Annotated in this window: 21 protein-coding genes; 8 read left to right on the plus strand and 13 right to left on the minus strand. The window is 54.3% G+C overall.

The window, feature by feature from the left end; all coding sequences use genetic code 11:
• Window positions 1-58: 58 nt before the first annotated feature.
• From secF to queA, 5 genes are read right to left on the minus strand one after another with little or no spacing between them, the layout of a single operon-like run.
• Window positions 59-1,030: a protein translocase subunit SecF gene (gene secF, locus JTI98_RS20650; RefSeq protein ID WP_043001604.1), complete on the minus strand. Its 972-nt coding sequence runs from the start codon at window positions 1,028-1,030 to the stop codon at window positions 59-61.
• Between the two features lie 10 nt (window positions 1,031-1,040).
• The gene (gene secD / locus JTI98_RS20655) at window positions 1,041-2,888 is read right to left on the minus strand and encodes a protein translocase subunit SecD (RefSeq protein ID WP_071888433.1); all 1,848 of its coding nucleotides are present in this window, start codon (window positions 2,886-2,888) and stop codon (window positions 1,041-1,043) included.
• A 27-nt stretch (window positions 2,889-2,915) separates the two neighbouring features.
• Window positions 2,916-3,248, minus strand: coding sequence for a preprotein translocase subunit YajC (gene yajC / locus JTI98_RS20660; RefSeq protein ID WP_042324569.1), 333 nt, complete (start codon window positions 3,246-3,248; stop codon window positions 2,916-2,918).
• 22 nt (window positions 3,249-3,270) lie between these two features.
• Window positions 3,271-4,398, minus strand: coding sequence for a tRNA guanosine(34) transglycosylase Tgt (tgt, locus tag JTI98_RS20665; RefSeq protein WP_012133574.1), 1,128 nt, complete (start codon window positions 4,396-4,398; stop codon window positions 3,271-3,273).
• 54 nt (window positions 4,399-4,452) lie between these two features.
• Window positions 4,453-5,523 (minus strand): tRNA preQ1(34) S-adenosylmethionine ribosyltransferase-isomerase QueA, encoded by a 1,071-nt coding sequence (gene queA, locus JTI98_RS20670; RefSeq protein WP_216081750.1) that lies wholly within the window; start codon window positions 5,521-5,523, stop codon window positions 4,453-4,455.
• Window positions 5,524-5,615: 92 nt separating this feature from the next.
• On the opposite strand from queA, the gene acpH reads away from it, so the two are divergent.
• The 7 genes from acpH to fba all read left to right on the plus strand — a co-directional run bounded on the left by acpH (window position 5,616) and on the right by fba (window position 10,899).
• Window positions 5,616-6,197 (plus strand): ACP phosphodiesterase, encoded by a 582-nt coding sequence (acpH, locus tag JTI98_RS20675; protein ID WP_216081751.1) that lies wholly within the window; start codon window positions 5,616-5,618, stop codon window positions 6,195-6,197.
• A gap of 204 nt (window positions 6,198-6,401) precedes the next feature.
• Window positions 6,402-7,004, plus strand: coding sequence for a peroxiredoxin (locus tag JTI98_RS20680; RefSeq protein ID WP_043001608.1), 603 nt, complete (start codon window positions 6,402-6,404; stop codon window positions 7,002-7,004).
• A 460-nt stretch (window positions 7,005-7,464) separates the two neighbouring features.
• Complete coding sequence (locus JTI98_RS20685) at window positions 7,465-7,908, plus strand: PTS sugar transporter subunit IIA (protein ID WP_044268241.1); 444 nt, start codon at window positions 7,465-7,467, stop codon at window positions 7,906-7,908.
• A gap of 5 nt (window positions 7,909-7,913) precedes the next feature.
• Window positions 7,914-8,201: a PTS sugar transporter subunit IIB gene (locus JTI98_RS20690; protein WP_004099415.1), complete on the plus strand. Its 288-nt coding sequence runs from the start codon at window positions 7,914-7,916 to the stop codon at window positions 8,199-8,201.
• Between the two features lie 29 nt (window positions 8,202-8,230).
• Window positions 8,231-8,980: a PTS transporter subunit IIC gene (locus JTI98_RS20695; protein WP_256436464.1), complete on the plus strand. Its 750-nt coding sequence runs from the start codon at window positions 8,231-8,233 to the stop codon at window positions 8,978-8,980.
• Window positions 8,981-9,046: 66 nt separating this feature from the next.
• On the plus strand, window positions 9,047-10,009 hold the full coding sequence (locus tag JTI98_RS20700) for a carbohydrate kinase family protein (RefSeq protein ID WP_043001610.1): 963 nt from the start codon (window positions 9,047-9,049) through the stop codon (window positions 10,007-10,009).
• Between the two features lie 29 nt (window positions 10,010-10,038).
• Window positions 10,039-10,899: a class II fructose-1,6-bisphosphate aldolase gene (gene fba / locus JTI98_RS20705; protein WP_044327308.1), complete on the plus strand. Its 861-nt coding sequence runs from the start codon at window positions 10,039-10,041 to the stop codon at window positions 10,897-10,899.
• Between the two features lie 100 nt (window positions 10,900-10,999).
• Here the strand turns inward: fba and JTI98_RS20710 are convergent, their stop codons facing one another.
• The 5 genes from JTI98_RS20710 to JTI98_RS20730 form a co-directional block, all read right to left on the minus strand.
• A complete protein-coding gene (locus tag JTI98_RS20710; protein WP_058587711.1) occupies window positions 11,000-12,394 on the minus strand; it encodes a DUF3999 domain-containing protein in 1,395 nt (464 codons plus the stop codon).
• Window positions 12,391-15,063 (minus strand): DUF2339 domain-containing protein, encoded by a 2,673-nt coding sequence (locus JTI98_RS20715; RefSeq protein WP_216081752.1) that lies wholly within the window; start codon window positions 15,061-15,063, stop codon window positions 12,391-12,393. Before JTI98_RS20715 ends, JTI98_RS20710 begins: the two co-directional genes overlap by 4 nt.
• A gap of 114 nt (window positions 15,064-15,177) precedes the next feature.
• On the minus strand, window positions 15,178-17,046 hold the full coding sequence (locus tag JTI98_RS20720) for an amidohydrolase (RefSeq protein WP_044328604.1): 1,869 nt from the start codon (window positions 17,044-17,046) through the stop codon (window positions 15,178-15,180).
• Between the two features lie 21 nt (window positions 17,047-17,067).
• The gene (locus JTI98_RS20725) at window positions 17,068-17,613 is read right to left on the minus strand and encodes an antibiotic biosynthesis monooxygenase (RefSeq protein WP_043001615.1); all 546 of its coding nucleotides are present in this window, start codon (window positions 17,611-17,613) and stop codon (window positions 17,068-17,070) included.
• Window positions 17,614-17,752: 139 nt separating this feature from the next.
• Window positions 17,753-18,394 carry a hydrolase gene (locus tag JTI98_RS20730; RefSeq protein WP_044328603.1) on the minus strand — a complete coding sequence of 214 codons (642 nt, stop codon included), beginning with the start codon at window positions 18,392-18,394 and terminating at the stop codon, window positions 17,753-17,755.
• A 269-nt stretch (window positions 18,395-18,663) separates the two neighbouring features.
• Between JTI98_RS20730 and JTI98_RS20735 the strand changes: the two genes are divergently transcribed.
• Window positions 18,664-19,566: a LysR family transcriptional regulator gene (locus tag JTI98_RS20735; RefSeq protein ID WP_044259007.1), complete on the plus strand. Its 903-nt coding sequence runs from the start codon at window positions 18,664-18,666 to the stop codon at window positions 19,564-19,566.
• Here JTI98_RS20735 and malZ read toward each other — a convergent pair.
• From malZ to brnQ, 3 genes are all read right to left on the minus strand, one after another.
• Complete coding sequence (gene malZ / locus JTI98_RS20740; RefSeq protein ID WP_216081753.1) at window positions 19,560-21,377, minus strand: maltodextrin glucosidase; 1,818 nt, start codon at window positions 21,375-21,377, stop codon at window positions 19,560-19,562. The genes JTI98_RS20735 and malZ overlap by 7 nt on opposite strands.
• A 150-nt stretch (window positions 21,378-21,527) precedes the next feature.
• Window positions 21,528-22,901: a proline-specific permease ProY gene (gene proY, locus JTI98_RS20745; RefSeq protein ID WP_044328601.1), complete on the minus strand. Its 1,374-nt coding sequence runs from the start codon at window positions 22,899-22,901 to the stop codon at window positions 21,528-21,530.
• Between the two features lie 77 nt (window positions 22,902-22,978).
• Window positions 22,979-24,298, minus strand: a complete 1,320-nt coding sequence (brnQ, locus tag JTI98_RS20750; protein ID WP_216081754.1) for a branched-chain amino acid transporter carrier protein BrnQ — start codon at window positions 24,296-24,298, stop codon at window positions 22,979-22,981.
• Between the last annotated feature and the right edge of the window lie 329 nt (window positions 24,299-24,627).

Consider the following 24,627-nt stretch of genomic DNA (forward strand, 5'->3'; position numbering starts at 1 on the left):
AGAAAAGAAAAATCCCGATCGAATGACCGGGATTTCTGAGCGTGAACTGAAAATCGGGTTACGGCAGAATTGACGGCTGATCCGCCCCTTCTTTCTCGACTTTCTGTTGCAGCATATGCTCGCGCTTCATACCAAGTTTCAACGCCAGCGCCGATGCCACGTAAATGGACGATGCCGTACCGATGGACACCCCGATAAGCATAGTCAGCGAGAAGCCTTCCAGCACCGGACCACCAAACAGGAACAGCATCAGGATAACCATTAACGTCGTACCGGAGGTAATCAACGTACGGTGCAGCGTCTGGGTCAGTGACACGTTAAAGATTTCGTAAGGCGTCCCGCGACGAATTTTGCGGAAGTTTTCACGAATACGGTCAGAGACCACGATACTGTCGTTAAGCGAGTAACCGATAACGGACATCAGCGATGCCACGATAGTCAGGTCGATCTCGATATGGAATAACGACAGGATCCCCAGCGTAATGATGACGTCGTGCGCCAGCGCGATAACCACGCCCGCCGCCAGTCGCCATTCGAAACGGATACCAACGTAAACCAGGATGGAGATCAGCGCTGCCAGCAGCGCCATCGCACCGGTTTGCGCCAGATCGGCACCTACGCTCGGTCCGACGAATTCAATACGCTTCACCGCTGCGTTCTGGTTGGTGGATTCATTAATCACACTCAACACTTTGCTGCCCAGCACCTGGCCGCCGTTGGCCCCTTCGGTCGGCGGCATACGGACCATGATGTCGTGACTGCTGCCGAAGTTCTGTAAAAGCGGATCAACAAAGCCCGCTTTTTCCAGCGCGTCGCGCATCACGTCCATCTCAGCCGGTTTTTCCAGCGTGATTTCAATCACCGTACCACCGGTGAAATCGAGACCCCAGTTAAAGCCGCGCACGCCCATCACGATGATGGCCAATACCAGCAACAGGCCTGAGATGCCGAAAGCCCAGTAGTCCCAGCGCATAAAGTCCCAGACTTTACGGCCGTGGTTCAATTGTTCAACAGTATATTCCTGTGCCACTTCGCACTCCTCAGATTGACAGCTTTTTAACGCGCTTGCCGCCATACAACAGGTTTACGATGGCACGCGTACCGACGATCGCGGTAAACATCGACGTCGCCACACCGATACCGGTAGTAATCGCGAACCCTTTAATTGCCCCGGTGCCGACAGCGTACAGGATAATGACCTTAATCAGCGTCGTAATGTTCGCATCAAAGATGGAACTGAAGGCGCCCGCATACCCTTCGTTGATCGCCTGCTGCACCGAACGTCCGTTACTCAACTCTTCTTTGATACGTTCGTTGATCAGGACGTTCGCATCGACGGCGACGGCAAGGGTTAAGACGATCCCCGCAATCCCCGGCATACTCAGCGTTGCCCCCGGCAGCAGCGACATAATGCCAACAATCAGTACCAGGTTAGCAATCAACGCGCTGGTCGCAATCAGACCAAATTTCTTGTAGAACAGAATCATGAACAGGATGGACACCGCCAGACCGGCCAGACACGCTTCCAGACCCTGCTTGATGTTCTGCATCCCCAGCGTTGGACCGATGGTCCGCTCTTCAACAATCTGAATCGGCGCAATCAGCGCACCGGCACGCAGCAGCAGAGAAAGCTGACGCGCTTCGTTCGGGTTGTTGATCCCGGTAATACGGAAGCTGTTACCCAGACGAGACTGGATGTTGGCGATGTTAATCACCTCTTCCTGTTTCACCAGCACCGCGCGACCGTTAGCGTCTTTTTTACCGCTGTCTTTGTACTCCACAAACAGGGTCGCCATCGGTTTACCGATATTGTCCTTGGTGAAGTTAGACATGATGTTGCCACCTGCGCTATCCAGCGAGATGTTTACCTGCGGTTGGTTGTATTCGTCCTGGCTTGAAGTGGAGTCAGTGATATGGTCACCGGTCAGGATAACGCGTTTGTACAGCACAACCGGCTGACCTTCACGCGTCTGTTTCACTTCGGAATCACCTGGAACACGCCCGGATGCCGCCGCAGACTGATCAACGTTGGTGTTGACCAGACGGAATTCCAGCGTCGCTGTCGCGCCAAGAATCTCTTTCGCACGCGCCGTGTCCTGAATACCCGGCAGCTCGACCACGATACGATCCGCGCCCTGGCGCTGTACCACCGGTTCGGCGACGCCCAACTGGTTCACACGGTTACGCAGGATATTGATGTTCTGTTGTACCGCGTATTCACGCGCTTCGCTCAGACGTGCATCGGTCATCACCGCGCGCAGCGCATTGCTGCCCTGACTTGAGATAACCAAATCCGGGTGACGCTTGCTGAGATAAGCAATCGCTTTATCACGTGCGTCAGCATCACGGAAGTTGATGCTCAGGCCGTAATTGTCTTCTTTACGAACGGTAGTATACGGGATGCCTTCTGTACGCAGATCGCTGCGCAGGCTATCGATATTTTGTTCCTGCAGTTTACCCAGCGCGGTATCCATATCCACTTCCATCAGGAAGTGAACGCCGCCGCGCAGGTCAAGACCGAGTTTCATCGGTTCTGCTTTGATGGCCGCCAACCAGCGCGGAGTTGCCGGAGCAAGGTTAAGCGCCACGACGTATTTATCACCCAGCACGTCCACCAGCGCTTCACGTGCACGCAGTTGGGTGTCGGTGGTGTCGAAGCGCGCAAGAATCGCGCCCTCTTCCAGTGCCACAGACTTAGCGGTAATTTTTTCTTTTTGTAACGTATTCTGGACCTGGATCAGCGTTTGCTCACTGGCGGCGACACCGCGCGCGCCAGTGATTTGAACGGCCGGATCCTCACCATACAGGTTGGGAAGCGCATACAGCAGGCCGACGACAATGACGACGATCAGCATGATGTACTTCCACAAAGGATAACGGTTTAACACGGCAGTTCCCTTAGGGAAAAGTTACTATTACAGCGCCTTCATGGTGCCTTTCGGCAGAACGGCAGCTACGAAATCACGTTTGATAACCACTTCAGTGGTATCGTTCAGTGCGATAGCGATGTAACCAGATTCTGCAACTTTGGTCACTCGGCCTACCAGGCCACCGTTAGTCAGGACTTCATCACCTTTCGCGATGGAGGCCATCAGGTTTTTATGCTCTTTAGTGCGCTTCTGCTGTGGACGCAGGATCATGAAATAGAAAATCAGACCAAACACCACCAGCATCAGAATCAGAGACATCGGGCTGCCCTGCGCCGGAGCACCTGTTGCCGCTACCGCATCAGAAATAAAAAAGCTCATTCAAATTCCCTCATTATTAAAATTAATCAACGTTCAAAGGTGGAACCGGTCGACCCTGACGTTGGTAAAAATCGGTCACGAAGCTCTCTAATTTACCCTCTTCAATAGCCTTGCGTAAACCCGCCATCAAACGCTGGTAGTAACGCAGGTTATGAATCGTATTGAGTCGCGCGCCCAATATTTCGTTGCAACGATCAAGATGATGCAAGTAGGCACGTGAATAATTGCGACAGGTGTAGCAATCACACTCAGCATCGAGTGGGCTGGTATCGCTCTTATGCTTCGCATTGCGAATTTTCACCACGCCATCGGTCACGAACAGGTGACCATTACGCGCATTGCGGGTTGGCATCACGCAGTCAAACATATCGATACCACGACGCACGCCTTCAACCAGATCTTCAGGTTTACCGACACCCATCAGGTACCGCGGTTTATCTGCCGGAATTTGCGGGCAAACATGCTCAAGGATGCGATGCATATCTTCCTTCGGCTCACCCACAGCCAGACCGCCGACAGCGTAGCCATCAAAGCCAATCTCTACCAGACCTTTCACAGAGATATCACGTAAATCTTCGTAAACACTGCCCTGGATGATGCCAAAAAGCGCATTTTTGTTGCCCAGACCATCAAAACGGTCGCGGCTACGCTTCGCCCAACGCAGTGACATCTCCATCGATCGTTTAGCATAGTCCCAGTCCGCCGGGTACGGCGTGCATTCGTCAAAAATCATGACAATATCGGAACCGAGATCGTACTGAATCTCCATCGACTTTTCTGGATCAAGGAAAATCGGATCGCCGTTGATCGGATTGCGGAAGTGTACGCCCTGTTCGGTGATCTTACGGATATCGCCCAGGCTGAAAACCTGGAAACCGCCGGAGTCCGTCAGAATCGGTCCTTTCCACTGCATGAAATCATGCAGGTCGCCATGCAGCTTCATGATCTCCTGGCCTGGACGCAGCCAGAGATGGAAGGTATTACCAAGGATAATCTGCGCGCCAGTGGCTTCAACTTCTTCCGGCGTCATGCCTTTAACAGTGCCGTAGGTCCCCACCGGCATAAAAGCAGGCGTTTCCACAACGCCACGATCAAACACCAGGCGGCCACGGCGGGCGCGTCCGTCGGTGGTATCCAGTTCGAATTTCATTTTTTCTCCAGTACGTCAGAAAAACAGTCCAACGTGTCAACCTGCGCCGCGGATTTACTCCCCGACGCGCTCAGAAATAGCCTGCGGATTGTACGTGATAAACATCGCGTCCCCGTAGCTAAAAAAGCGATAATGTTGTTCTACCGCAGCCTTGTATGCATTCATCGTGTGCTGATAACCGGCAAATGCCGAGACCAGCATAATCAATGTCGATTCAGGCAGATGGAAGTTAGTCACCAGCGCATCAATCACTTTGTATTGATAACTTGGATAGATGAAGATTTGTGTGTCACCAAAGAACGGTTCAATGAGCGCGTTCTTCGCCGCCTGCGCCGCGCTCTCCAGAGAACGCACTGAGGTCGTGCCAACCGCAATCACCCGATTGCCGCGCGTTTTCGCCGCCAGCACCGCGTCCACCACCTCTTGCGGCACTTCCGCATATTCGGAGTGCATGATGTGATCTTCAATGGTGTCCACACGCACCGGCTGGAATGTCCCCGCGCCGACGTGCAGCGTTACAAACGCCATCTCGACACCTTTCTCGCGCAGTTTTTCCAGCAGCGGTTCGTCAAAATGCAGCCCCGCGGTCGGCGCGGCAACGGCACCGGGCTTTTCGCTGTATACCGTCTGGTAAAGCTCGCGATCGGCGTCTTCGTCCGGGCGCTCAATGTACGGCGGCAGCGGCATATGGCCGATGGCGTTCAGGATATCGAGCACCGTGCGCGCGTCATCAAACTCCACCTCGAACAGCGCGTCGTGGCGCGCGGTCATGGTCGCTTTGATGCTCTCATCATCGCCCAGCAGCAGCTCCGTACCCGGTTTCGGCGCCTTAGAAGCGCGAATATGTGCCAGAATACGTTTATCATCGAGCATACGTTCGACCAGCACTTCAATCTTACCGCCGCTAGCTTTACGGCCAAACAGACGCGCCGGGATCACGCGGGTATTATTAAACACCAGCAGATCGCCTGGGTTGAGCTTGTCGAGCAAATCGGTGAACGTGCCGTGCGTCAGCTCGCCCGTTGGCCCATCCAGTGACAGTAAGCGACAACTGCTGCGCTCAGGCATGGGATAGTGAGCAATCAGGGATTCAGGTAGTTCAAAGGAGAAATCGGCGACGCGCATGACGTATACTCGTGACTTAAAAACAGGCGGCATAGTCTAGTGCTCACACCCTCTTGCTGCAACAACTAGCCGCTTCTGGAAAAATAAAACGCATGAATTTTCTCGCTCATCTGCATCTCGCTCATCTCGCTGACAGCTCTCTTTCCGGCAATTTGCTGGCCGATTTTGTGCGCGGCAACCCCGCAGAGGACTATTGCCCGGAGGTTGTCGACGGTATTTTTATGCATCGCCGCATCGATGTGCTAACCGATAACCTGCCCGAGGTAACGGAGGCCAAAACGTGGTTTCGCCCAGAAACGCGCCGTGTTGCGCCGATCACGCTCGACGTGATGTGGGATCATTTCCTGTCGCTCCACTGGTCACAGCTGTCCCCGGACATGCCTCTACCGGCGTTCGTGCGCTATGCCCATCAGCAGGTGTCGGTTATTCTGCCCGATTCGCCGCCGCGTTTTGTCAATCTGAACAACTATCTGTGGTCGGAAAAGTGGCTGGAGCGTTATCGCGATATGGATTTTATTCAGAATGTGTTGAACGGAATGGCGAGTCGCCGACCACGTCTGGATGCGCTTCGCGATTCCTGGTATGACCTGGACAACCATTATGATGCCCTGGAAGCGCGCTTCTGGCGGTTTTATCCACGCATGATGGAACAAGCCAGGCAGAAAACGCTCTGATACCCGAAGTTCAGTCGACCGGATAAGGCAAAGCCGCCTCCCGACGATTTGCCCGGTGGCGCTTTCGCTTACCGGATCCCCTGAGAATATTGATAGGTAAAAGCTCACTGAACGATTGCCAGTGCCTCTTTGTCTTATTCGCCTTCACCTTCTATACTGGCCCGCGTTGCGTTCCAAAAACCCTTAACTTTGCAGGAGAATAATATGGTACTGGTGACTCGTCAGGCTCCGGATTTCACAGCAGCTGCGGTACTCGGTAGCGGTGAGATTGTTGAGAACTTCAATTTCAAACAGCACACCAACGGCAAAACGACCGTTCTGTTCTTCTGGCCAATGGATTTCACCTTCGTTTGCCCGTCTGAACTGATCGCGTTCGACAAACGTTATGAAGAATTCCAGAAGCGCGGCGTTGAAGTGGTTGGCGTTTCTTTTGACTCTGAATTCGTCCACAACGCATGGCGTAACACCCCTGTCGACAAAGGCGGCATCGGTGCAGTGAAATACGCAATGGTTGCTGACGTTAAGCGTGAAATCCAGAAAGCCTATGGCATCGAACATCCGGAAGCGGGCGTTGCGCTGCGTGGTTCTTTCCTGATCGACGCAAATGGCGTGGTTCGCCACCAGGTGGTTAACGACCTGCCGCTGGGTCGTAACATCGACGAAATGCTGCGTATGGTTGACGCGCTGCAGTTCCACGAAGAGCACGGTGAAGTTTGCCCGGCACAGTGGGAAAAAGGCAAAGAAGGTATGAACGCCTCTCCGGACGGCGTTGCAAAATACCTGACCGAAAACGTCTCCAGCCTGTAATCGGCATGAATTCACGAAAAGGCTCGCTACGGCGAGCCTTTTTTGTTTCTGACCGCCTGGCCCTACCATCACGCAACACCTTTTTAACGCATCGCCATACAAATATTGATGTCATCAATGAGTAGGATCGCCCTCGAGTCTGATTTTTGCTAACTCGTTCAAACTTTGTGAAAAAAACGCCCCATTATTTGTGATAAAAATCGCATTTCTTCATTTTAAATTCAGACATTTGACTGCTTATCTTTCCTTTCTATTTATTCCACGCCAAAAAGGTAAACTCTAACGCATTGATATAAAACAAAATAAAAAATAAAACGCTTGTCGACAAAATAACGCCAACATTCCCCTGATGTGATCGGCTTCAACATTTAAAAATCCATATGTGATCTGGCCCATAATTTTTGTTGCTATATTTGGCCATGATCATGTTCAGGAATATGAACGCATTAAGGATCGGATGATGGACATTATTTTTAACCCTGGACTGATTACGCTTAAGCAGAATATTTCCAGCCCCGAGCAGGCTATCGAACTGGCTGGCTCGTTACTGGTCCGACAAAATATTTGTCGCCCGGAATATGTCAGTGAAATGGTTAAGGTCTACCGGGATTTCGGCTCCGCTATTGTTATCGACTATGGCCTGGCGATGCCCCATGCCCGGCCAGAAAAAGGCGCATTGCTGACCGGATTTTCTTTAGTCACCAGTCAACAACCAATTGCCTTTGGCCATGAGGAATTTGATCCGGTTAACGTCATCATCGCCATTGCAGGCGCGGATGCCGATAGCCATATCAAAATGATCCAGCTGATCGCCTCATTGATTGAGTCCGATATCGTGACCTTTCTTCAGCAGGAAAATGACATTCATTCAGTATTACATTTCATCCAAAAACAAATGGAGTAGTCATTATGTTAGTTATCAGAACGGTTTGTGGTAACGGTATTGGCAGTTCATTAATGGCTGCGAATAATGTCAAAAAAATATGTGATGAATTAGGCATCAAAGCCGACGTTGCTTCCGTTGATTTCGCTAATGCCGTAGGAGAAAAAGCCGATCTTTATGTCACGATTAAAGAGCTGGCAAACCAGTTTCCTGCGCATTGTAACGTCGCCATTATTCGCAGCTACGTGCATAAAGCGAAAATTGCTGAAGATATTACCGAAGCACTTACCAAAATTGCTGCAACTCACTCTTAATCATTATTGAGGGAACGATCATGCAGGCTATTCTTAGTTTCTTATCAGAAATATTTAGCCAACCCGCATTCCTGATGGGGATTATCGCCTTTGTATGCAGCGCCGTCGCTGGCACTGAATATCTCCGTACGATAACGGATCAGAACATGTTGATCTTCTCTATTCTTACCGGTCTGCAGTTTGCGGTTGGCGTCGCCATCGTCTACAACGGCGTGCGGCTGATCCTCGGCGATCTGGTTCCGGCATTCCAGGGGATTAGCCAGAAGCTGATTCCTGACTCGATCCCTGCTGTTGACTGCGCGGTCTTCTTCACCTTCAGCCCAACGGCAGTCGTCGTAGGCTTTATCAGCTCATTTCTTGGCGGTCTGGTCGGTATGCTCATGTTGGGCGGACTGGGAATGGCGCTGATTATTCCGGGCATGGTACCGCACTTCTTCTGTGGCGGGACTTCCGGGGTATTCGCCGACAAGCTTGGCGGTAAACGCGGCTGCATCATCGCCTCCTTTATCGGCGGCATATTCCTTGCTTTCCTGCCAGCCATGCTGCTTCCGGCATTGGGGAACCTGGGCTTTGAAAACAGCACCTTCGCTGACTTCGATTTCGCAGTGTGGGGAATTATTATCGGTAACGCCTTCACCCAGTTTGGTCAGATCACTATCTATCTGATTTGTCTGGCGCTTATCGTCGCGCTGCTGGTGCCATTCTGCTTCCGTTCGGTTCGCGTAGTCGGTGACACGCTCAGCTATGAGGAGCTCACTGCGGATAAGAAAAATGAATAAGCCGTTTCATTTTTCCCTGCGGGAAGGGATGTCTTCCCGCAGCTGACAAAATAATCAGGAGTTGTTATGGCTATCTTGTCCATCGGGTTTTCATGTTTTGATCAGTTTTTCTTTTTGAACGAATGGCCGCAGGAAAATACCAAAAATTTCTGCCATGACTTTATTGAAAGTGGCGGCGGCCCGGCAGCAAATGCGGCGTGGTTACTGGGATTATGGGGTGAAGATGTTTATTACATTGGCCATCTGAACCAGGACCTTTACGGTCAGCGTATTATTGATGAGTTTGCCCAAGCGGGTGTCGATACCAGTCAGGTCGTGTTCTCTGATGAAATGATCACACCGCTGGCATCGGTGCTGGTAAACCGCTTAACGGGGTCGCGGACGATAATTACCCGTAAAATGCAAACGCCACCTTCGCTGACTTATGACCAGAAGCTCAAGCTTGATGATTTGGCTGAACGGTTGATTGCGTCAGACGAGCCCGTAACGCTATTAATTGATGGTCATGAAGCCGAAATCAGTGAATATTTAATTAAGAAACTGCCATCGGCACGGGTGGTCATGGACGGCGGTTCATTACGTGACAGTAATATTAAACTAGCGGCCTGGACCGATTATTTTGTGGTCAGCGAGCATTTTGCCCGTGACTATATGGGATATCGTGCCCTGAGTACCGAGGCGGAAATTAAAGCAGCGTTAATTGAGTTAAATAAAATTTGCCGTGGGGAAGCCTTTATTACCCTTGGGGAAAAAGGCTGCGCGCTATTAAAAAATGGTATGCTGCAAATTGTGCCTGCCTGGCTGTGCAATGCCGTTGATACCACCGGCGCAGGAGATGTATTCCACGGCGCCTTTACTTACGGCGTTCATTACTCATGGCATATTGATAATATCATTTTATTTGCCAGCCTGACTGCCGCCATTTCCATAGAGAAAAAAGGTGTCCGCGAATCTATGCCGGACCTTGCCGTTGTCCACAACTCGTTAAATAGCTACGAAAGAAACTTAAAGCAATATTTTGGCGAGTAATTGCTTTTAATGAATATCAAGAGGTGATTATGTTAGTTTCTATGAAGGACATGCTTCGGCATGCCCTACGGGACGGTTATGCCGTAGGACAATTCAATATCAATAATCTGGAATGGGTCGGTGCGGTATTAAGCACCGGACAACAGCTACGCTCTCCGGTTATTTTAGGCGTTTCCGGCGGTACAGTTAAACATATGCTGGGATTAAAATGTATTCATGACATCGTGGTGAATGCGATGGATTATTTAAACATTGATATTCCGGTCGCACTGCACCTGGATCATGGGACCACCCGTGAAGCCTGCGAAGCGGCTATCGACGCCGGATTCAGTTCTATTATGTTTGATGGTTCGCACCTGCCGTTTAACGAGAACCTGGCCATTACCCGTCATCTGGTTGAACTGGCCCACAGCAAAGGCATTTCGGTTGAGGCTGAGCTGGGCACCATCGCCGGCAGTGAAGATGGTATTGTCAATTCCGAGGTTATCTACGCGGACCCACAAGAGTGCTATACCCTGGTCAAAGAAACCCAGGTCGATTGCCTGGCGGCAGCGCTGGGTTCAACCCATGGACTGTATAAAGGCAAAGCTAAACTAGGGTTTACGGAGATGAAAACCATTTCCGAGTTGGTGAAAGTCCCCCTGGTATTGCACGGCGGCACCGGTATTGCAGACGATGACATGCGTAAAGCCATTGCCTGCGGGACGGCAAAAATTAACGTCAATACCGAAAACATGTACGCCTGGTGCCAGGAAGTGAAAGCGATATTTGCTGCCGATACCGGTCACGACGTCAATGACCCGCGGAAAGTGATCAATCAGGGGCTAAAACCGGTACGCGAGATGATTGCGCGGCGCATCGAACTGTTTGGCTCGCAAAACCGCTATTAGAAACGTTTGGCCTCATCGTGTGATGCCATCTCAGGGAAAACCCGCCGCCGGTCAACGCCGGGGCGGGCGATATCGTGCTGACGGCGAGCCTTTTTATCGCTTACTGCGTCCCATCCTTTTTGACTTCCCGCCAGATACGCCAGGCCATTAGCGCCAGAATGGCAACACCCAGTATCAGCGCCGCCCACACCAGCACCGTTTTCCACTGGCTTTGTTGCTCAGCGGCTGATGTTGCCGTTAATCGCGCCTCGCCACCGAGGGCGACCTCATTCTGCGGCGTGGCCCGTGGCAGAGAGTCCAGCTCCTGTGTTTTACGTAGCGACACTGGAATCAACAGATCAAGACCGATATCCGCTTTTTGCGCCGCCCGGTTGCCCCAGGCCAGCATGTAAGGCCCTTTCCCCTGGGTATTAAATACCAGTTGATAGCTGTCGCGCGCGCCGCTCAGCGCAGGCAGTCTCTCCGGCAGGCGAGCGTTGATGGTCGTCATCCGAACGGCGTCAACCAGCCCACCGGAAAGACGAATATCCTCAGAACGCTTGCCGTTCAGGCGATAAAGCACGGTTTTCGTCAGTGGCTGCCAGGGCGCTTTTTCAGCGCTACGCCACGCCAGCTCTACCGGTAAAACGCCTTCATCATCCAGAACGATGCTGAGCGAAGTCAGCGGCTGCGGCTGTGTCCAGCGCCAGATCGCTTCGTCATCAGACACCTTCTCCTCTTGCGCGCCGATCTCGATTCGTGCGGATTCCGGCGCGCTGTTTTCGGCAATGGCGGTCACGCTGTTTAACGTCAGCGCCAGGCTTTGCGAATCGAGGATCACCAGCAGATAACGATTCCCATCGGCAGAAAGTCTCAGACTGGCGCTGATGGTATCCATTTTCAGCCGATCGTTATCACGCGTCAGCGCCAGCAGCGGCGCCTCTTCCTGTACGGACCGCCAGTAGCGTAAATCACGACTGGCATAGACCGACGCTTTCCCCTGCCAGTTGCCCGTCGGGGTCTCCCAGTTCAGACGCAGTTGCTCCAGGAAAAAGTCGTCTTTCATCTCCTCCGGCAGCATCAGTAAATAGCTCTGTCCAACCGTTTTAACGTCATCACTTTCCAGATGAATTTCAATGCCGGTCTTCGAGCGTAAGACAAAAGATTCCCCGCTACGTCTCCCCTCCTCACGCGGCGGGACGGGCGACATATCCAGCGGGAAGAGTCTCAGCGTGACCGTTTGCGGCGTAACGGGTTGGGTTTTCTGCGCCACCAGCGTAAACGGCACCGTCTCCCCCGCATGATTAAAAACGCGGACGTCGCGCAAATCTGGCCAGGCGGTCCCCATGTACACCGCCTGCGGGAGCGACACGCGATACCACGGCGATGTGCCGAGCGTTTCCAGCATAACGCCCGTCGCGTAATCCCTCGGTGACTCCTTCACGTCATCACTGCCGATGGCGGTTCCTGCCACGCCCAGTAGCACACTACATAATACCGCTTTCATCCATTTCATTTTTCTTCTCCAGCTTTGGGCGGTAACGGTGAAAAATACCCGACAATGAGCACCAGTATAGCCACACCGATAAACGCAACCGCACGCGCCAGGCCGCCGCCACGCGCGCTGTCCACCAACATCAGTTTCACAATCACAATCCCTAATAATGCCGCCCCGCACAGCCATTCCCGGCGTGAACGATAGCGAGTCGCGCGCAGCATCACCACCAGCGCCGCCAGCATCCAGAACAGCGCAAAACAGGTCTGAATCAGCCGAGAATGCCACAGCGCTTCCATGTTCCACGCCACGTCGCCATACCAGGCCAACGCGCGCAACAGCATACCGTTCAGCCACCAGAAGCCAAGTGCGGCCAGGGCAACCACTGGCCACGGACGACATACCGACACCTGCACCGGGAAAAAGCGCAGGCAGGCGCGATAAAACACGATCAATCCCAGTAATGCAAAAGCCGCCCCTTCTTCCAGCGGATTGAGCAGCGGTAGCCAGGTCTGACGGTAGACTACGCCGTCCTGCAAATTGGTCAGCACTAACAGCCCGACCAATGCCGCCGCGACGGGAATCAGCGCCTGACAGGCATACAGCGCGGGCCAGACCCGAAACGGCCAGAACTGACGACGAACGGCCATTGCGACGAGGAAAATCAGCGCACCGCCTGCCGCCATTGCCACACCGCTGCCCCAGGCCGCCATGCCCCACGGCAGGTCGCGGGCAAACCAGAACAGTTCCGCCGCCAGCGCCAACAGAATCATCCAGAAGAATGAGAGATGCGCCAGCCTGGAAAGACGCGGCGGCAACGCCTCAGCATCACGCCAGAGCAACGCCACCGCCGCCGGCAATGCCAGACACCAGGCCAGATTCTGCCAGCCTGCGGCAAAAATCTGCTGCTGAGAAATCTGAAACAGCAGCGCCACCAGCATCATCGGCCATAGCAACCATTTGCAGGCATCCAGCGCCTGCCACGTCAGGCGTGCGGCGGCAAATCGCCAGCCCCAGACCGACACGGCCATCAGCGCCAGCACGCCCGCCATCACCTGCGAATCGGAGGTCAACTGCCACTGCGCCGCGCCCGCGAGCGCCACAATCCAGAATATCACCCCGCCCGCCAGCAGTCCCATGCTGCCGCGCAGATGAATCTTGCGCCACAGCCACGCCCCTGCCAGCCAGCAAACGCTAAGAACGGCAAAGATCAGCATCAGCGAAAGCGCAGTGGTGTCGTTCGCCTGCGCCCACAGCGCGCTGCCGAGCGCCAGCACCAGCAGTGCGGTACCGCTGTAACTCATGCGTCGCTGCTGCTGTTGTACTCCCAGCCACAGGATCCCCACCCCTTCCAGCGCCCAGGCCATGGCCGTCCACTGCGCCGACAGCGCCAGCGGGATCGCCAGCGTGGTAAACGCGCCGCCCAGCGCCAGTGCCGCCAGCACCAGCGGTCGGCCCTGTGACGGGTAGCGACGTAATGCCAGCCAGGCCAGCACCAGATAAAAACCGCCGTAGCCCAACGCGCTGAGCGCCGGACCATATTCCCAGTGGCGGATAATGGCGTACTGCATGCCAAAACCGATCAGCGGCGGCGCAAACAACAAAACGCCATCAATAATCTGCCTGCCTTTCTCTTGCGCCCGTAACGAGAGCGCCACGCTCAGCACGCCAAAAAGCAGAATGTTGGCTATCAGGAACAATTGGCAGTTCAGGTAATACGCTGGCTGATAGTCATCCAGCCCCCAGAGGCCGCCAACGCCAAAGGTAAAAAGCAGGCCGAGCAAATTAAGCTCGCGCCAGTGTTGCCAGGCGCTGATCGCCAGAATGCCGACCGAAAGCAGCAAATAGAAAGAGAACAGCGCGACATAGTTACCGCTTCCCGTCGAAAGCAGCAGTGGGGCAAGATAGCCACCGAGGCTTGCCAGCATCGCCAGACTGAGCGCTTTTTGCAGAATCGCCAGTCCTACGCTCGCTGCGCAGATAACCACCAGCAGCACAAAGGCCAGCGTCATCGGCAGCATTTGCCAGAGGCGAAACGCGCCAAAGACGGTAAGATAGAGCGCACCTGTCGCGCCACCCTGCAAAATGAGGGCATAGATCGGCTGTTTATGCCGCAGACGCCAGCCTATCGCCAGCAGGACAATCGCAAACAGCGCCGCCGCAACCAGACGCAGTTCAAGCGGAAACAGGGAGTGCTCGACCGTATAGCGCAACAGGAAAGAGAGACCGAGGAAGAGAAGCAGGATCCCCAGCTTAGCCAGCGGATTGCCCTGCATAAACCAGCGCACCAGCGATGACATCACACCGCCAAAGGCGGAGGGTTGCGCGGCGGCAACAGGGACGTCTCTTTCGACGATTTTCTCGGCGCTTGCCGTGTTCTGCGGCGTATGCGAGCGCCAGGGGTTGACGTGAGCCGGTTTGGGTTCAGGTTCAGGTTCAGGTGCCGCCACCGGAATCGGAGCTGGGTCGCTCTCCATAACCGTCTCCGCAGGCTGAACCGGTGCCGCTGCCGTCGGTGTCATCGCAGGGGCAACAACGCCACGTTGTTCAAGCTCCTCCACCCGACGGCGTAAGCGGGCAAGCTCATCACGCGTCGTTGAACTTCGGCTGATGGCGACAATCGCCAGAACAGGCACCACGACCAGTGCGAAGAACAGAATGATGCAGCCGAGGATTAAAAGGTCGTCCATGTATTCACCTTCACTGTACGGGATCGACTAAGATTGACACAAATTGTTGCATTCGCGCTATCTCTGAAGGTGAAAATGCCGGATATGCCGTTAACGACACATCCGGCTGGCGCGTTAAAATGCGAAGCACGAACAGCCGAGCGCGCCCCAGAAGGCCCGATCGTCAGACACCGGGATCCCCGACTGGCGGGCAATATCATGCTGGTGACCGTGTACGCCGCAGCTCCCGCAGCACTGGTGAATCTGCACCACGGCGCCTGCTTTCGCGGCGGCTGGCGGCGCCGCGCGATAGTGCCCCGGCACGTTCACCACCGGAGACCAGTCCGGGACGACCGGGATCGCTGGCGGCGCGAGCGGAGTAAACTGTCCGGCGGCATACACCACTTTGCCATCGACAATCGTCATCACCGACTCAATACCTTTGATCTCCTCTTCCGTGACGCTGAAGTAGTCTTTTGACAGCACTACCAGGTCGGCCAGTTGATCTTTGACAATGCGCCCTTTTTTGCCTTGCTCGCTGGAAAACCACGCGCTCCCTGCCGTCCACAGTTCCAGCGCCACGTCGCGCGGTAAACGGTTGTTGTCGTCATACATCGCCGTACCGCCGACCGTGCGTCCGGAAACCAGCCAGTACAGCGCCGTCCATGGGTTATAGCTGGCGACGCGGGTAGCATCCGTTCCGAGCCCCACCGGCACCTCGGCGGCCAGCATTTTCGCCACTGGCGGCGTCTGTTTCACCGCTTCTTTCCCGTAGCGGTCGATAAAGTATTCGCCCTGGAAGGCCATACGATGCTGTACCGCAATGCCGCCGCCCAGCGCTTTCACGCGATCGATATTGCGCTCGCTGATAGTCTCGGCGTGGTCGAAGAACCAGTGCAGGCCATTGAACGGAATATCACGGTTCACTTTCTCGAACACATCCAGCATCCGGCTGATCGATTCATCGTAAGTGGCATGCAGACGGAACGGCCAGCGGTGCTCCACCAGGTGGCGCACCACGCGCTCCAGTTCATCCTCCATGCCTTGCGGTAAATCCGGGCGCGGTTGCAGGAAGTCTTCGAAATCCGCTGCGGAGAAGACCAGCATCTCCCCGGCTCCATTCGCACGGTAGAAATCGGTCCCCTGGCCCGGCTTGAGCATATCGGTCCAGCGCTCAAAGTCTTCCAGTTCCTGCTTCGGTCGCTGCGTAAACAGGTTATAGGCAATGCGCACCGTCATCTGATTGTTGGCATGCAGTTGCTCAATGATCTCGTAATCTTCCGGGTAGTTCTGAAAACCGCCACCAGCGTCGATGGCGCTGGTCAGTCCGAGACGGTTCAGTTCACGCATAAACTGGCGGGTGGAGTTCACCTGCATCTCCAGCGGCAGTTTTGGCCCTTTCGCCAACGTCGAGTAAAGAATCATGGCGTTAGGTTTGGCGATAAGCATCCCGGTAGGGTTACCGTTACCATCACGGACGATCTCGCCGCCTGCCGGATCGGGTGTCGCTTTGGTGTATCCCACGGCTTTCAGCGCCGCGCGGTTTAACAGTGCACGATCGTACAGATGCAGCACGAAAACGGGAGTATCCGGCGCGGCGTCGTTAAGCTCTTCCAGCGTCGGCATCCGGCGTTCGGCAAACTGAAATTCACTCCAGCCGCCCACCACGCGAACCCACTGTGGCGACGGGGTTCGATCGGCCTGTTCTTTCAGCATACGCAGCGCATCGGCCAGCGAGGGTACTCCTTCCCAGCGCAGCTCCAGATTGTAATTCAGCCCACCGCGGATCAGATGCAGGTGGGAATCATTAAGCCCCGGAATCACAGTGTGACCTTTCAGATCAACCACCTGTGTACCGTCTGCGGCAAAACGCATCACCTGGTCGTGCGTTCCCGTGGCGAGAATTTTTCCGTCCTTGATCGCCACGGCTTCCGCCTGCGGGCTATGGCTGTCGAGGGTATGTATTTTTCCGTGGGTCAGAATCAATGAGGCAGTTTGAGACATAACGTTCTCCTGATAAGCCGATCAGGCTTTTTTTAGCCAGCCGGCAAACAGACGGGTTACGATGGGCATCCACAACCAGACCACCAGCGCAACCACACAGGCATCGTTAATCAGATGCAGTAACAGCGTTCCCTTCAGCGACGGCAATAGCATGCCGGTCAGCCACGGCACCAGATTAGTGCTGGGAAAAATAACCAGCAGAGTGATCAGGAACTGCTTCCAGCGCAGCGGTTGACGGACGTGTGGCGCGGGGGGCGTAAACCAGAATGCCGCTTCGGTGTGGATTTCGGTTTTATCGCCTTCCGCCAACAGCGGAGCGATCTCTTCGACCAGGAGCCGTCGCGTATCTGATTGCGTCCAGTTATAGAGATGCTCGAGCGTGTCGAAACGAATGATGATGCTCCACAGATTGTGCCCGTCCGTCGGGCGAATGACGTTCGCGCCAAGGTGTCCGGGAAATTCCGCCGCAACCGGCATAATTTTCCCCAGCCATTGTTCATATCGCGCCGCCTGATTGGGCTGCAAAGTATGCGTAATCACCAGCGTCACAGGTTTATTCTGCGCCATGTCGGGTTCCTTGCTGAAGGTTAATGGCGGGTTGCCCCGCCATCAGACTGCTGACAAAGAAGGAAAAAGGTGGTTTTCCCTTCTTTGTGGTTATCAGCCGAGAATCAATGAATTGATTTCCCTGGTTTTTAATTCAGAATCAAGCCTTACGTTCCGGTGCGCCATGCACCATCGTGTAGGCATAATCCACGCCCATGCCGTAAGCGCCGCTGTGTTCACGAACCAGATCCATCACCGCGTCATAGGTCTCTTTGCGCGACCAGTCACGCTGGTACTCCAGCAGAACCTGCTGCCAGGTCACCGGTACGGCACCGGCCTGCACCATGCGATCGATCGCGCGCTCATGCGCATCAACAGAGGTACCGCCGGAGGTATCCGTCACCACATACACTTCGTAACCGGCTTCCAGCGCCATCAGTGCCGGGAAGGTCAGGCACACTTCAGTCCATAGCGCAGAGATAATCAGCTTTTTACGCCCGGTCGCCGCCACGGCTTTCACAAGGGCCGCGTCTTCCCAGGAGTTCATGGAAGTACGTTCAATAGGTTTCACATCCGGATGCACCGCCAGTAACTCAGGCCAGATGTAACCACTAAAACTTTTTGTTTCGACTGAAGTATAAATGACCGGCACATTAAATATTTTGCCTGCTTTCGCCAGTGCGACGGTATTATTTTTCAGCGTCTGGCGATCAATATTCGCAACCCCAAATGCCATTTGCGGCTGATGGTCAATAAAAATGAGCGTCGAGTTAGAGGGATTAATCAGTTCCCGAATAGACATAATATACTTCCTTAATCAATGAGTTAGAAATTGACGTCTGGTATCCGCCGTCAGCCATCAAATCCTGAATCAGAAAGCCTGTTTAGTATAGTTGGAAATTTCTAACGACTTATTAAAGAAAACTTACCAGCGTATGAAATAAGCCTTTTCCGGCGATATAGTCTGGCACCTTCAAAAAAATGAGGATCTTCCGTCTAATTTATTCACTGGTTTTGTTTATCGCTATTCGGTACAACAGTGAGGTTTACTTTCAGGGATATATTCAGCCTATGCGCATTAATCTGGACGTTCTGCTTATCCTGGACGCTATCGACAAATACGGTACTTTTGCCGCCGCTGCCGAATCGTTGTTTAAGACGCCCGCGGCGCTCAGCTATATGATTCAGAAGCTGGAAAAAGACCTGAACATCGAACTGCTTGACCGCTCCGGGCATCGGGCCAAATTCACCGACACCGGCCTGATGATGCTGGAAAAGGGGCGTTTGTTGCTCAGTGCGGCAAAAGATCTGGAAAAGCAGGCGCTGCAACTGAGCTCCGGTTGGGAAAAAGAGCTGGTCATTGCGCTGGATGTTTCCTTCCCCTTTGAGGTGGTGTTACCTCTCATCGACGCCTTCCACGCGCTGAACAAACAAACGCTGCTTAAATTTTCGTATCACACGCTGGCAGGGTCATGGGAAGAGCTCACGCATAATGGCGCGGATATCATTCTTGGCGCGATTAACGAACCACCGACCTCTGCCGCGTGGTCCTACAAAATGTTAGGGACTCTGGATAATGTTTTTGTGGTGGCGCCCAATCATCCGCTGGCCGCACTCTCTGACAGACTGACGAATGAACAACTCTGCCTGCACCGCGCCATTGTCATCAGCGACAGCGCGCGTTTTTGCCATCCGCTGCAAACTAACCTGATGGAAGAACAGCCGCAAATCCATGTTGACGATTTTCACAGTAAAGTGGCGCTGCTGCGCGCCGGGATGGGCTGCGGTTTTCTCCCGCGGCATATCGCCAGCCCGTGGCTTGCCACGGGCGAACTGGTCGAAAAAAGCGTCATCTCTTTTCGCGAAAAAGATGTCGCCTATATGGCATGGCGCGATGGTAGCCACGGGCTGGCGCAGCAGTGGTGGCGGGAAACGCTGCTTGCCAGCCGCGACATCGCGCAGTTGTATCAGTGATTCAGCCAGAGGGTGGCGGAAATCGTCGGCAGCGACAGGACGTCCTCAACCACCTGCCCTTTTCCTTCTTTACAACGCCATTCTGTTACGTTCAGCAGCGGTGACGCCGGGAGCACCACCTCACACGCCTCGCCGCGGTTAATGGCTACCAGCACGCGCTGCTGCTGGTAGACGCGCAAAAATACCACTACGTTGTCTTCCGCATAGACCACCTGGCACCCACCGTAGCGTAACGCCGGGATACTATGCCTCAGTTTCGCCATCCGCTGGTACAGGGCAAGCAATGTGACATCCTGTTTTTCCGCCTGCCAGGGAAACGTCTTGCGGCAGAACGGATCGTTATCGCCATCCAGTCCCACCTCATCGCCATAATAGATACAGGGCACGCCGGGCCAACTAAACAGCCAGACTACCGCCAGCGGCAGGCGGGCGACATCGTTGCCCAATAGCGACTTGAAACGGGCGGTATCATGACTGTCGAGCTGGTTGAACATCCTCAGTTGCTGCTGATGAGAGAGCCCGGCGCGATAGTTATCCATCCACGCCATACAGGTCTGCGCATCAATCTGCTGAGGATCGTAAGAGATATCGGTATTGGCAAGAAACCCCCACAGCGGAAAGGTGAAGCCACGATAGTTCATCGCAGCATCTTCTGCATCCGCCTGCAGCCACTGTCGCGCGTCACCAAAGTGTTCGCCAAAGACGTAGGCTTCTGGCTGCGTTTCCTTCGCCGCCTGAACGATCCCGGCGACATGCTTAAGGTTGTTACGCGCTCCGCCCGCTTCACCCAGCATATGCACGACATCGAGCCGCCAGCCGTCCATGTTCCACGGCGCTTTCAGCCAGTGACGAACGATGCTGTCTTCGCCGCGATATATTTCGTTGACCAGACTTTCGGACTGATAATCCAGCTTCGGCAGACTGGCGTATCCCAGCCAGTCCAGCGCAACGCCGTCTGGCGAAAAGCTGTACCAGTCACGCCAGGGCGATTCTGGGTTATGGCACGCGCCGCCGGAGCCGCGCTGATGACGATCGAACCATGTATGAGAGTCGCCGCTGTGGTTAAACACGCCGTCCAGCACCAGCCGCATTCCCTGCTGCTGCGTTTTCTGCCGCAGACGCATTAACGACTGATCGCCGCCAAACTGCGGATCAACATGACGATAATCTTCGGTGTCGTACTTATGCACGCTCGGCGCAGTAAACACAGGGTTCAGGTACAGCGCGGTGACGCCCAGTTTTTTCAGGTACGGCAGCTTTTCGCTGATACCGTCGAGGTCGCCGCCATAAAACGTGGAGCCGCCAGCCTGCGCAGTCACCGGTTCATCCCAGTCACGTAGCACAATCTCCTGCCCGGCGGCGTGATGGTAATAAACCTTATCCTGCTCTGCGTCGCGTGACGAACTGCGGGCAAAACGGTCAGGAAAGATTTGGTAGAAAACCTGATCGACCACCCACTGCGGTCCGCTGTCCGGTGCATCTACGGCAAATTGCTCCAGACGAGCAGGCGGAAAACGGCTGAACCCAAGCGGTGTAAACCACAACTGGCAATCAATCCAGAGCAGTTTGAAGCTGTAGCGCCGACGCGGCTGCCCGCTGCGAAGATCAATCGCCGCACGCCAGGCGGTCACGCCCGGGAACGGCTGCGTGCGTAATTTATGCATCGCCAGCGCAATTTCTTCGTTGTCATTCTCCGCACGCAGCGTGACGCGCTGCGGCAGGTTCTCCCCCGTCAGCCAGAGCGTAATGGCCAGTTGGTCTTTGTTTTGCTTAACAAATGGGGCAACCGGTAGGTGCCAGGCGTTCAACATCACGTATCCCCTTTGATGAAAATGAGCACACCTTGCCATAGCGATTTACAGGATAACTCATCATCTGAAGGTTTATTGGGGGAGGAGTTCGGGGGAGGAGTTCGGGGGAGGAGAAATGACCGGATGGCATTCACGCCACCCGGTACAATCTTACTGCGCTTGCGCCATCTGGCGATCGTGGCGACGCTTGAACATCCAGCCAATCATCAGCAGAACAATCCAGCCACAGCCCACGTACAGCGAGATGCGGGTGTCGGGATGATAGCCAATCAGTCCGATGATAAAGACGAGGAAAATCAGGCCTACAATGGTCGTTGCCACGCCGCCCGGCACTTTAAACTTCAGCGCTTTCACCTCTTCCGGCGGCAGACGACGACGGAACGCGATTTGCGACAGCAGGATCATAATCCACACCCAGACCGTTGCGAAGGTCGCCAGCGACGCAATCACCAGGAAAACATTCTCCGGCATGATGTAGTTCAGATACACCGCAAACAGCAGAGCGATAGTCATCACCATCACCGTGACCCACGGGATCCCCCGACGCGAGGTTTTGGCGAACACTTTTGGCGCACTGCCCTGCTCCGCCATCCCGTGCAGCATACGACCGACGCCAAAGACGTCAGAGTTAATCGCCGACAGTGACGCCGTCAGCACCACAAAGTTAAGAATGCTGGCGGCAAAGGTGATACCGAGATGCTGGAAGGTCAGCACAAACGGGCTGCCAGCGGTTCCCACCTGGTTCCACGGGTAGATAGACATAATGACAAACAGCGTCCCCACGTAGAACACCAGAATACGCATCGGCACCGAGTTAATCGCGCGCGGAATGGATTTCTCCGGGTCTTTCGCTTCGCCGGCAGTGATACCAATAATTTCAATACCGCCGTAGGCAAACATCACCATCTGCAACGACATCACCATCCCCAGCCAGCCGTTGCTGAAGAAGCCGCCGTTGGTCCACAGGTTATGGATCCCTGTCGGTTGTCCACCGTTGCCAATCCCCCAGATGATGATACCGAAACCAGCCACGATCATGATGATGATGGTGGCGACTTTAAAGAAGGAGAACCAGAATTCCAGTTCACCAAACACTTTCACGCTCATCAGGTTGATGGCACAGATGATCAGCACCACGCTGAGCACCCAGATCCAGTGCGGCACCGTCGGAAACCAGACGCCCATATAAATGCCGAACGCGGTCACGTCGGCAATGGCGACAATCAGGATTTCAAAACAGTAGGTCCAGCCGGTAATGTAACCGGCGAGCGGGCCGAGGTTTTCCTGCGCATAGCGCGAAAAGGAACTGGCAGAAGGGTTGTGTACCGACATTTCACCCAACGCACGCATAATGATATAGGCCGCCACCCCGCCAATAATGTAGGCCAGCAGCACGCTTGGCCCGGCCATTTTAATGGCATCCGCAGAGCCATAAAACAGCCCGGTGCCAATGGCTGAGCCCAGGGCCATAAAGCGAATGTGTCGGGTGCTTAGCCCACGCTTCAGCTTGTTATTACTTTCCATCGATTCCTAACCCATCAACACAATAAAAAACCACGGGGCCAGTAATAGCCCCGTGGTTAAAACACTTTTCCGCAATCTTAGTGTGCGCTGGAGGTCACCTGTCGACCTGCTGCGCGATCCCAGACAACCGCCAGGACCACCATCACGACGGTGGGCATTAACCACGCCAGACCTTGTTCCGCCAGCGGTAAGCGCTGGGTCCAGGCCGGTAACACGTCGCCGATTGCCGATGCTTTAATACCATCAAGGATACCAAAAATCAGGCTGATAAACATTGCCGAAGCAATGACGCGGGTCGAATTATGCCACCATGAGCGGGTAAAACTTAATACCACCAGTGCGATACACGGCGGGTAGATCGCCGTCAGCACCGGAATAGAGATCTGAATCAGATGGCTGAGTCCCAGGTTGGACACCACCATTGAGAAGCCGCCAAGAATAAACACCAGCGTGCGGTAGGAGAGCGGCACATACTGGGCGAAGAATTCGGCACAAGCGCAGGTCAGGCCGACCGCCGTTACCAGACAGGCGATAAAGATCAGTGCCGCCAGCAGCAGGCTGCCTGCACCGCCAAAGGTGTGCTGAACATAGGCATGCAGGATCGCCGCGCCGTTCGCCGACTGATCGACCAGCGTAGCGCTGTCAGATCCGAGACGGAACAGCGCCAGGTACAGCAGCGTTAATCCGACGCCCGCCATCAGGCCAGCCCAGACGGTGTAACGGGTCAGCAGACGCGCTTCGGTTACGCCGCGAGAACGCGCGGCGTTAACAATAACGATGCCAAAGACCATCGCGCCCAGCGTATCCATCGTCAGGTAGCCATTAACGAAACCATTGGAGAACGCGGCGGTCTGGTACGCTTCCATCGCATGGCTGATCGGGCCGGCAGGCCAGATGATGGCCGCAACGGAGAGCACAATCAGCGCCAGAATCTTCAGCGGCGCCAGGAAGTTACCCACGGTATCCAGCAGTTTGCCCGGATAGAGCGAGACCAGAATGACAATGGAAAAATAGACCACGCTGTAGATAAGCAGCGGCATAGCCGAATCGCCGGTCAGCGGGGCGATCCCCACTTCAAAAGAGACCGTCGCGGTGCGCGGCGTGGCGAATAACGGCCCGACGGCCAGATAGCAGACAGTCGCCAACAAAACGCCAGCGACTTTACCGATAGGGGTACTCAGACTATCAACACCACCACCGACTTTCGCCAGCGCGATAACGGTCAGCACCGGTAGCCCAACAGCGGTGATCAGAAAACCGAATGCCGCCATCCAGACGTTTTCGCCTGCCTGCAAACCAACCATTGGAGGAAAGATGATGTTCCCTGCGCCGACGAACAGCGCAAAAGTCATAAAGCCCAGCGCAATAATATCGCGCGATTTTAACTGATGGGTCATAAAGCTTACGGCCTGTGGATGTGGTGTTGATTAAATTAACGTAGTGTCTATCCCAGCGGGAAGAAACAGCGGTTTTTTTAAGCTATTCCAGAGGGATATCTCCCATAACCTGGAAAGCAAAGAATAGTTTTTCGATTTACCGCCTGAATACAGTCAGTCTGACAGCATCTGGGGCGCAATTTAAACGCTTATAACGTTTTAAAGCAAGGAGGGATCCAAAAACCGGAAGATTATAGTGATATCAAATCTCATACCAGTGTAAAACACCATACTACAGAAAAAGTCATGGCTTATCATGCGAACAAAAAACAACCAGACGTTGATAAATT

The organism is Citrobacter sp. MGH 55, from assembly GCF_016906145.1.
GTDB classification, from domain to species: domain Bacteria; phylum Pseudomonadota; class Gammaproteobacteria; order Enterobacterales; family Enterobacteriaceae; genus Citrobacter_A; species Citrobacter_A amalonaticus.

Bases quoted from the DNA above. Each gene is read 5' to 3' on its own strand.
- queA (WP_216081750.1), bottom strand. From the start codon at position 5,523: ATGCGCGTCGCCGATTTCTCCTTTGAACTACCTGAATCCCTGATTGCT.
- yajC (WP_042324569.1), bottom strand. From the start codon at position 3,248: ATGAGCTTTTTTATTTCTGATGCGGTAGCGGCAACAGGTGCTCCGGCG.
- JTI98_RS20730 (WP_044328603.1), bottom strand. From the start codon at position 18,394: ATGTCTATTCGGGAACTGATTAATCCCTCTAACTCGACGCTCATTTTT.
- fba (WP_044327308.1), top strand. From the start codon at position 10,039: ATGTTAGTTTCTATGAAGGACATGCTTCGGCATGCCCTACGGGACGGT.
- proY (WP_044328601.1), bottom strand. From the start codon at position 22,901: ATGGAAAGTAATAACAAGCTGAAGCGTGGGCTAAGCACCCGACACATT.
- JTI98_RS20715 (WP_216081752.1), bottom strand. From the start codon at position 15,063: ATGGACGACCTTTTAATCCTCGGCTGCATCATTCTGTTCTTCGCACTG.
- JTI98_RS20685 (WP_044268241.1), top strand. From the start codon at position 7,465: ATGGACATTATTTTTAACCCTGGACTGATTACGCTTAAGCAGAATATT.
- JTI98_RS20710 (WP_058587711.1), bottom strand. From the start codon at position 12,394: ATGAAATGGATGAAAGCGGTATTATGTAGTGTGCTACTGGGCGTGGCA.
- JTI98_RS20680 (WP_043001608.1), top strand. From the start codon at position 6,402: ATGGTACTGGTGACTCGTCAGGCTCCGGATTTCACAGCAGCTGCGGTA.
- JTI98_RS20725 (WP_043001615.1), bottom strand. From the start codon at position 17,613: ATGGCGCAGAATAAACCTGTGACGCTGGTGATTACGCATACTTTGCAG.
- JTI98_RS20700 (WP_043001610.1), top strand. From the start codon at position 9,047: ATGGCTATCTTGTCCATCGGGTTTTCATGTTTTGATCAGTTTTTCTTT.
- acpH (WP_216081751.1), top strand. From the start codon at position 5,616: ATGAATTTTCTCGCTCATCTGCATCTCGCTCATCTCGCTGACAGCTCT.
- JTI98_RS20720 (WP_044328604.1), bottom strand. From the start codon at position 17,046: ATGTCTCAAACTGCCTCATTGATTCTGACCCACGGAAAAATACATACC.
- brnQ (WP_216081754.1), bottom strand. From the start codon at position 24,298: ATGACCCATCAGTTAAAATCGCGCGATATTATTGCGCTGGGCTTTATG.
- JTI98_RS20690 (WP_004099415.1), top strand. From the start codon at position 7,914: ATGTTAGTTATCAGAACGGTTTGTGGTAACGGTATTGGCAGTTCATTA.
- malZ (WP_216081753.1), bottom strand. From the start codon at position 21,377: ATGTTGAACGCCTGGCACCTACCGGTTGCCCCATTTGTTAAGCAAAAC.
- JTI98_RS20735 (WP_044259007.1), top strand. From the start codon at position 18,664: ATGCGCATTAATCTGGACGTTCTGCTTATCCTGGACGCTATCGACAAA.
- tgt (WP_012133574.1), bottom strand. From the start codon at position 4,398: ATGAAATTCGAACTGGATACCACCGACGGACGCGCCCGCCGTGGCCGC.